Here is an 8,334-nt window from a genome sequence, read left to right as displayed (position 1 = left end):
TGATTCATAAGAAGACCTCTTTTCTGGATTTGTGGTTATCTCTAGATTAAGGGTCTTCTTTCTTTTTGTCTACTTTAATTTCTTGCCCTACTATTTTACTTTCCGACAACTATTTTACACATAGTTAATTTTTTTCTTGCACATTTTCCAGTTCTATCGCATACTATACTGAGAACCTAAAAAGGAAGTGGACTCTAGTGTTTTTTTCATTTGTAAGATTAATTGTAAGGTTGCTTATACTGACTTTAAACGGACGATATAAAGTCCAGGGCAAGGAAAACCTGCCTAAAGACGATAACTATATTCTTATAGCACCTCATCGCTCATGGATCGATCCGGTATATTTAGTACTTGCCGCCTCGCCCAAGCAATTCAGTTTCATGGCAAAAAAAGAACTTTTCAAGAACCCACTCTTTAAGTGGCTGATTACAAAAATGAACGCTTTCCCTGTTGACCGTAAAAATCCTGGCCCAAGTGCCATCAAGACCCCAGTCAAGATTTTGAAGGAAACCGATCTTGGCCTGGTGATCTTCCCCACAGGAACACGACATTCCACTGAACTTAAAGGTGGCGCTGTTACGATAGCAAAAATGAGTAAAAAACCGATTGTACCTGTTGTCTATCACGGCCCGTATACATTCAAAGACCTGCTGAAACGTCAGAAAGCAACCGTACGCTTCGGAGAACCGTTCATGGTTGAACGTAAAATAGAAGGCATCAAGGACGTCACTGCTTATTATTCCGAAAAAATACAGGATGCGTTCGTCTCTCTAGATTCTGAAGACCATAAATAAGAAAAAAGCCTTATCCAGAGATCAACCAGTTTACCGGCTGATGTGGATAAGGCTTTTTTTATTTGCTAGTATATTTCTATCACTGCAGACCGATGTTCTGCAATTCGTACATATCTCTGTATGAACCGCCACGTTCAATCAGCTCGTCATGGGTCCCGCGTTCTATAATATGTCCATTATCTAGTACCAAGATCTGATCAGCATCTCTGATCGTAGACAGTCGGTGAGCGATCGCCACAGTCGTTCGTCCCTGACGCATGCGTTCCAGACCTTCCTGAATGAGCGACTCCGTCTCTGTATCGATATTTGCTGTTGCTTCATCGAGGATTAGGATTTTAGGGTCCCTTACAATCGTTCTGGCAAATGAGATCAGCTGTTTCTGACCACTGGAGAAGCTGGCCCCTCTCTCAACAACCCGCGCATCATATTGACCTGGAAGTTCTTCGATAAACTGATCGGCTTGAACAAATCGTGCCGCTTCAATTATCTCTCTATCTGTAATAGCCTCGTTCATCAAACGGATGTTGTCCTTGATTGTTCCGTAGAAAAGGAAGGAATCCTGCAGGACCAGACCTATACGCTGACGCAGCTCCCGCATAGGGAAGGATCTGATGGACTGCTCATCGATCAGCACGTCCCCTTTCTGGAAATCATAGAAACGCATCAGCACGTTTATGATCGAAGACTTTCCGCTCCCTGTATGACCGACAAGCGCAATAGTCTCTCCTGGATTTACAGTGAACGAAACGTCTTTCAGAACGTAATTCTCGTCGTCATATGAGAAGCTTACATTTTTGAACTCTATCTTGCCGTCAGTGATCTGCGCTTCAGGATCGTCGTCCTGCTCCGGCACATACTCTTCGTTATCCATAACTGTAAGGATGCGGCTGCTTGAAACAACTCCGTCTTGGAACAGACTCAGACTATCCATCAGCCGGGTCAATGGTCTGAAGAAATCATTTGCATATGATGTGAAGGCAAAAATGATTCCTACTTCAATCGGGCTGGTCAACGCGTCGAACCCGAACAGTGCCAGGATCAGAACAACAGCAAGAGTATACAGCATGTTAATGACCGGGCTCAGAAGCAAGGCGTTGATTCTGACCATGGAGAAACGAGAATTGAAGTAGGACTGGTTTGTCTCTTCAAATTCCTTCTGAAGCCGTTTTTCCTGTCTGAACTGCTGAATCACTGACATCCCGTTAATGGTTTCTGCAAGTTTTGTGTTCAGCAGGCTCAGCTTGGATTTCATTTCATGGTAAGTGCGTGAGCTATAGACCTGATAGAATCTGATGACCAGTAGCAGGACCGGTGCAAAGATAAGGATCCACAGTGTCACAGTTACATCCAGCAGGAACATTGCCCCAAGGGAGATGATGACCCCAAACACCCCTTGTATGATCGTCAGAAATACGTGCCAGAAGTCCTTCATTGCTTCAGTATCATTTGTAGCTCGCGTAATGATCCAGCCAGTAGAGGTCTGATCGAAGAATCGCATGCCTAGATTATGAAGTTTGGTGAACAGCTGATTTCTTATGTTCTGTACTGTTTTTTCTGAAGCCATATTAAAGATATACAATTCGAAATACCAGACAGTCATTCTAACGATCGTCACACCAAAGTGAAGAGATGCGAAGAAGAGAATCGTCTGAATCGTCACGCCACCGACTGTCAGGTGGTTATCAATGAAAACCTGAATGATTCGGGGGAGTGCCGCATTAGTTACTGCAAGAGCTACACTGAAAAATATAGCCAGTATAAACTGATTTCTGTAAGGTGAGGCAAATGTAAGGATGCGTCTCAGTATACTCATCTGTTCGTTAAACGGAATCGTTCGTCTTTTCTGTAGTTCCTGCTGTTCCATTAGCCCTCTCCCCCTTCCAGTTCCCTTACCAGCTGCTGCTGTTCATACATATCCTTATACCATCCATCCTGTGCAAGCAACGAATTGTGCGTCCCGCGCTCGACAATTTCACCGTCTTCGACAACGATGATCTCTTCAGCGTGCATGACTGAGCTGATACGGTGAGCCGCAATGATCGTCGTCTGTCCTCTGCGCAGTTCTTTCAGCCCTGACAGGATACTTTCCTCAGTCTTCGCATCGACAGCCGATAGTGAATCATCAAGAATCATCAGTTCCGGATTGATGAGGATAGCCCGGGCAATTGAAATTCGCTGTTTCTGCCCCCCGGAAAGTGACACGCCCCGCTCGCCTACTTCCGTGTCATATCCATTCGGCATCGCAAGAATATCATCATGAATATCGGCAAGTTTAGCTGCCGCTTCGACAGCTTCCTGAGACAAGGTCGGATCTGCAAAGCGGATATTTTCTCTTATCGTATCTGAAAACAGATAGTTATCCTGAGGCACATAGCCTATATGTTTCAATAACGCATCGAGGGTATAATCACGTATGTCATATCCCCCGTACCTGATCCTGCCTTTATACCCATCATATTCTCTGAGAAGCAACTTAAGAATCGTTGTTTTACCTGCTCCCGTTTTACCAACGACACCTAATGTCCCGCCAGCTTCAAGCGTGAAGTGGATGTTTTTAAGGGTGGTCCCTTCCTCATCAGGGTAGGAAAAGGAATCAAGTTCAAAAGACAACTCTCCTGAAACCGGTTTGTCTATCGCCCCTTGACGTTCCACTATTGATGTCTCTTCTCTAAGCAGATTTTCGATCCGGTCATAACTGGCAGATCCTCTTTCAATAATGTTGAACAGACGTCCGATAGCAAACATCGGCCAAACGAGCATTCCGATATAATTGATGAACGTCACGAAATCTCCGACAGATATTTCTCCGTCTGAAATCAGCCAGCCTCCTACAAGTATCGTCAGGAAATATGAAATCCCCATGATAAACGTAATCGCCGGATCAAAAAGTGAATCGATTTTGTATACTGATCTGTTCTTTTCAACGACATTGTCAGTCTGTTTTGAAAATTGCTCTATATCCTCTTTTTCCTGTCCAAACGTCTTGATTACCTTGATCCCCTGAATACTCTCCTGAACTTTATCATTCAGATGCGAAAAGGCAGCCTGAGCGTCTCTGAATCGCAGGTGAAGCTTTTTCCCGAGCACACGAGACGTCATGGCTAATAATGGCAGTGGAATGATCGCCAGAAGTGTCAGGCGCCAGTCTACAAAAAAAATCATTGCCAGCAAAGTGGTCAGACCGACACTGATTGCATCAGCCATCGTAAGAATCCCTCCACCTGCAACCATTCTAAGACCACGAAGGTCATTTGTTGCATGTGCCATCAAGTCACCTGTACGGTATTTCTGGAAGAACTCATTATCCATATTTGTAAAATGATTGAACAGCTGCTTACGCACGATCTGTTCAAGTTTAGCAGCGTTTCCCCAGATACGCACCCGCCATAAATACCTTAGAGCATACTGACCGATTGCAGTGGAAGACAGAATCAGCAGCCACGTAAGCAGCGATTCCTGTGTGATTATACCCATATCTATTTCATCGACTACAATGCCTATAATTCTCGGTGGAATCAGCTGGAGCAGCGCTACGATGATCAGTGCACCTATTCCTACCAGATAGGATTTTTTCTCCTGTTTGAAAAACCAGCTCAGTCGTTTAAATATCCCCATATCGTCGTCTCCCATTAGCTTAGTCGATTGTGAAAGCAATATGACATATTGTCATATTGTGTCAAATGTTAACGGACAGCGTTTTATTCTGTCCGTCCCTTACTTATTTTTTCTTTTTATTCTTTGCGCTCTTCTGCTGAGATTTCATTTGACTCATCATCTGATTGATCTTACGTTCAGAAGGTTTCTGTCCCATTTGAAGCATCATCATACGCAGCATGTTTTCGTCGATTGGCGGATTTTTTTCAAAATAGTCCATCATATATTTTCTGGCAATAAAGAATCCTCCGACCAGTCCGGCGATCAGAGCTAAAATAATTAGTACAATAGCAAGGCCTGTGCTCATCTTGTTCACTCCTTTCAAAAATCGATACTGTAACCATACAGCAGACATAGACATATCTGCTCACTGAACTATTTTACACAATAAATGTGGAGAAATAAACCTTTATATGTTAAAAAGCTATTTTATACCATCAATTGACTTAGAGAGGGAAGTACTGGCCAGCCCGTCTTCCGGTTTTTATTCACAACATGCTGAAAGCCACCTGTGCTCCAGCAGGAATACAGGTGGCTTTCAGACTTTTCAGTTACATTATTTCATTGAAAGATACGTGTTGACAACATTTTCAGAAGTAAATCCGTAAGCTTCAACAACAGCTTCACCATTACCACTTGCTCCGAATTTGTCGATCGCAAGAATCCTACCTTCAGGTCCAGCATAGCGGTGCCAGCCGAATGGAGATCCCATTTCGATAGCTACTCTGTTTTTTACAGCAGCTGGAAGAACAGATTCCTTGTACTCATCAGACTGAAGTTCGAACAGATCGAAACTTGGCATGGAGACTACTGATACATCGTGCCCTTGTGCTTTCAGCTCTTTCTGCGCTTCAACAGCTAATGTTACTTCAGATCCAGTAGCAATCAGGATACCATCAGGTGTGTCGCTTTCAGACGGAGAAAGGACATAAGCACCTTTCTTGACATTTTGTCTCGCTGTTTCCTTAGTTCCAGGAAGAACAGGAAGATTTTGACGAGTCAGCACAAGCATAGTTGGACGGTTAGTTGATGTCACAGCAATTTCCCAAGCTGCAGCTACTTCGTTACCGTCAGCCGGACGAAGAACAGTCAGATTGTGCATTCCTCTGAAGCTGGATAGCTGTTCTACAGGTTCGTGAGTCGGTCCGTCTTCACCTACGGCAATTGAGTCATGTGTCATGACATAGATAGCCGGAATTTCAGATAGTGCAGCCAGACGTACCGCTGGTCTCAGATAATCTGTAAAGACGAAAAATGTAGCAACGTAAGATTTCGTTCCCCCATGAAGCAGGATGCCGTTTAGAGCAGCTGCCATAGCAAATTCTCTTACGCCGTACCAGATGTTGCGTCCGTCATACTGACCAGCCTGGAAGTCTTTAACACCACTGATCATAGTCTTGTTCGATCCTGACAAGTCGGCAGATCCACCCCAGAAGTTAGGGACAGCTTCAGCAATAGCATTCAGCACTTTTCCACTGTAGTTACGTGTTGCATCTGCTCCATCTTCTTCAGAAAATGAAGGCAGTTCAGCATCCCATCCTTCTGGAAGCTCTCCAGATAAAGCCTGGTCGAACTGATTCGCAAGTTCACCATTAGCACTGCGGTATTCATCAAGTAGACTGTTCCACTTATCTTCTAGCTCCTGACCTTTATCGATCATGTGCTCTTTGAATCGCTTAGTGACTTCTTCAGGTACGTAGAAGTCTTCGCCTTCCCAGCCGTATGCTTTCTTAGCAGCTTTTACCCCTTCAGGTCCAAGTGGTGCACCGTGAACATTGTGCGTACCGGCATTTGTTGCTCCGAATCCGATGACTGTTTTGATTTCGATAAGTGTTGGTTTATCGGTGGATTCTTTCGCTTTAGTTATTGCAGCATCGATGGCCTCTAAATCGTTTCCATCTTCAACCAGGATATGTTCCCATCCGTAAGCCTCAAAACGCATACCGACATTTTCAGTGAACGCTTTTGAAGTCGGTCCATCAAGCTGGATATCGTTGGAATCGTAAAGCATAATCAGTTTGCCTAATTTCAAGTGACCAGCCAGAGAAGCAGCTTCCTGAGAAACACCTTCCTGAAGGTCTCCGTCTCCACACAGTGCATAAGTATAGTGGTCAACGATGTTATAGTCACCTTTATTATAGGTAGCAGACAGGTGTGCTTCTGCCATTGCCATTCCTACTGCATTAGCTACGCCTTGACCTAGAGGACCAGTAGTTGCCTCGACACCATCTGTGATATGCACTTCAGGGTGTCCTGGTGTATTCCCTCCCAATTGACGGAAGTTTTTAAGATCATCAATAGACACGTTATAGCCTGATAGATGAAGAAGGCTGTATAAAAGCATAGATCCGTGTCCTGCTGAAAGGACAAAACGGTCTCTATTGAACCATCTCGAATTTTTCGGATTAGCATTTAAGTGACGGGTCCATAATGTATACGCCATAGGAGCTGCTCCCATAGGTAACCCTGGGTGACCGGAATTGGCTGCCTGTACTCCATCAATACTTAATGTACGAATCGTATCGACGGCCATTTGATCTGTTTTATCGAACAATGAACTTCAACCCTTTCGTTTGTTTAAAATTTAAACTTACTACATTATTGTACTATTTTTAGCGCTTTAATTCAATCTATTCTGCAGTTATTACGAATATGGCTGTTTACTCGTCCCGGCCATGCAAGCCTTTTTCTTTCTGAATCTCTTTCACTTTATCTGGAGTGACATCATTTCCGTCGGGATCCACAACTTTCATCCCTTCGATCTGATTCTTCATGCCGGACCTGAAAGCTTGGATATACTCTTCTCTCAGTGCTTTCTGTTCATCTTTTTCTTCCTGAGACAGACCCTCACTTCTTTCTTTTCTAACGAGTTCGTTAATTCTGTCCAGTTTTTTCTTTTCTAACATAGAATCCTCCTCAGTTCTCTATTCTTGCAAGTCCTACACCTTATATCATAACATTCCTGAATAAAAAGTGGTAGATAAGATTCGGCTGGAACCTGCTTCCTTTATTCGAACATCCGTTTGAATTAGCGTCTGCCCTATGCTATACTGATAACAACAGAACAGTTGTTCATATAAATTATTCCGAAAGTGAGGGTGAGTAATGACCACTAGAGGCCGTAAAGGTGAAAAACAAATTGAAATTCTACAATATATATATAACCAGGTGAAGAAGAAAGGGTATCCTCCCACTGTGAGAGAAATCGGGATGGCGACAGCTCTCTCTTCAACGTCAACAGTTCACGGACATTTAGCACGTCTTGAAAAAAATGGATTCATCCTAAGAGACCCCTCGAAACCAAGAGCGATCGAGTTCACTAAAGCCGGATTGGATAAACTGGGAATAGATGAAGAGGACAAAATACCTCTACTAGGAGTAGTCACTGCCGGCGAACCTATCCTTGCTATTGAGGAAGCTACAGATTATTTCCCGATTCCAAATGACCTGGAGCTAGACAGAGGCAATCTGTTCATGCTGACTATCCGTGGAGATAGTATGATGAATGTTGGTATTCTAGACGGCGATCAGGTTATCGTTAGAAAACAGGAAAGTGCAAGTAATGGAGATATTGTCATTGCCATGACTGAAGATGATGAAGCAACCTGTAAACGATTCTACAAAGAAAAGAATCATATCAGACTTCAGCCCGAAAATGATGCACTTGACCCTATCATCCTTAATGATGTAAAAATTCTCGGAAAAGTTATTTCTTTATATAGAAGCCATATATTCTAATAAAAAACCCCTTCTCACTCGAGAGACTGCTGAAAAACCCCTATTCTACCTATGATTTCAATAGATAGAATAGTGGGTTTTTAGTATAATGTATGTAAGCGTTACGAAAATGAAGGAGTGTTGAGAATGTTGTCTTCACAAGAACAGC

7 protein-coding genes are annotated in these 8,334 nt (G+C 43.4%); 2 read left to right on the top strand and 5 right to left on the bottom strand.

What is annotated here, in order from left to right; all coding sequences use genetic code 11:
- The first annotated feature begins 197 nt into the window (after window positions 1-197).
- Window positions 198-794 carry a lysophospholipid acyltransferase family protein gene (locus tag ACYQ2O_RS08950; RefSeq protein WP_346024036.1) on the top strand — a complete coding sequence of 199 codons (597 nt, stop codon included), beginning with the start codon at window positions 198-200 and terminating at the stop codon, window positions 792-794.
- Between the two features lie 79 nt (window positions 795-873).
- Here the strand turns inward: ACYQ2O_RS08950 and ACYQ2O_RS08945 are convergent, their stop codons facing one another.
- The 5 genes from ACYQ2O_RS08945 to ACYQ2O_RS08925 all read right to left on the bottom strand — a co-directional run bounded on the left by ACYQ2O_RS08945 (window position 874) and on the right by ACYQ2O_RS08925 (window position 7,354).
- Window positions 874-2,658: an ABC transporter ATP-binding protein gene (locus ACYQ2O_RS08945; RefSeq protein ID WP_346024037.1), complete on the bottom strand. Its 1,785-nt coding sequence runs from the start codon at window positions 2,656-2,658 to the stop codon at window positions 874-876.
- Complete coding sequence (locus tag ACYQ2O_RS08940; RefSeq protein WP_346024038.1) at window positions 2,658-4,409, bottom strand: ABC transporter ATP-binding protein; 1,752 nt, start codon at window positions 4,407-4,409, stop codon at window positions 2,658-2,660. Before ACYQ2O_RS08940 ends, ACYQ2O_RS08945 begins: the two co-directional genes overlap by 1 nt.
- A 103-nt stretch (window positions 4,410-4,512) precedes the next feature.
- Window positions 4,513-4,755, bottom strand: coding sequence for a YneF family protein (locus tag ACYQ2O_RS08935; RefSeq protein WP_459796444.1), 243 nt, complete (start codon window positions 4,753-4,755; stop codon window positions 4,513-4,515).
- A gap of 249 nt (window positions 4,756-5,004) precedes the next feature.
- Window positions 5,005-7,002 carry a transketolase gene (gene tkt / locus ACYQ2O_RS08930; RefSeq protein WP_346024039.1) on the bottom strand — a complete coding sequence of 666 codons (1,998 nt, stop codon included), beginning with the start codon at window positions 7,000-7,002 and terminating at the stop codon, window positions 5,005-5,007.
- Between the two features lie 106 nt (window positions 7,003-7,108).
- The gene (locus ACYQ2O_RS08925) at window positions 7,109-7,354 is read right to left on the bottom strand and encodes a DUF896 family protein (RefSeq protein ID WP_346024040.1); all 246 of its coding nucleotides are present in this window, start codon (window positions 7,352-7,354) and stop codon (window positions 7,109-7,111) included.
- A gap of 199 nt (window positions 7,355-7,553) precedes the next feature.
- Here ACYQ2O_RS08925 and lexA point away from each other — a divergent pair, with 199 nt between their 5' ends.
- A complete protein-coding gene (gene lexA, locus ACYQ2O_RS08920; RefSeq protein WP_091264508.1) occupies window positions 7,554-8,186 on the top strand; it encodes a transcriptional repressor LexA in 633 nt (210 codons plus the stop codon).
- Window positions 8,187-8,334: the final 148 nt, after the last annotated feature.

Source organism: Alkalibacterium sp. m-11 (assembly GCF_054658155.1).
This window is presented reverse-complemented; position numbering and strand designations above follow the sequence as displayed.

Excerpts from the sequence above, each read along its gene's own strand:
- ACYQ2O_RS08945 (WP_346024037.1), bottom strand. The coding sequence starts at position 2,658 with ATGGAACAGCAGGAACTACAGAAAAGACGAACGATTCCGTTTAACGAA.
- ACYQ2O_RS08940 (WP_346024038.1), bottom strand. The coding sequence starts at position 4,409 with ATGGGGATATTTAAACGACTGAGCTGGTTTTTCAAACAGGAGAAAAAA.
- ACYQ2O_RS08935 (WP_459796444.1), bottom strand. The coding sequence starts at position 4,755 with ATGAGCACAGGCCTTGCTATTGTACTAATTATTTTAGCTCTGATCGCC.
- ACYQ2O_RS08925 (WP_346024040.1), bottom strand. The coding sequence starts at position 7,354 with ATGTTAGAAAAGAAAAAACTGGACAGAATTAACGAACTCGTTAGAAAA.
- lexA (WP_091264508.1), top strand. The coding sequence starts at position 7,554 with ATGACCACTAGAGGCCGTAAAGGTGAAAAACAAATTGAAATTCTACAA.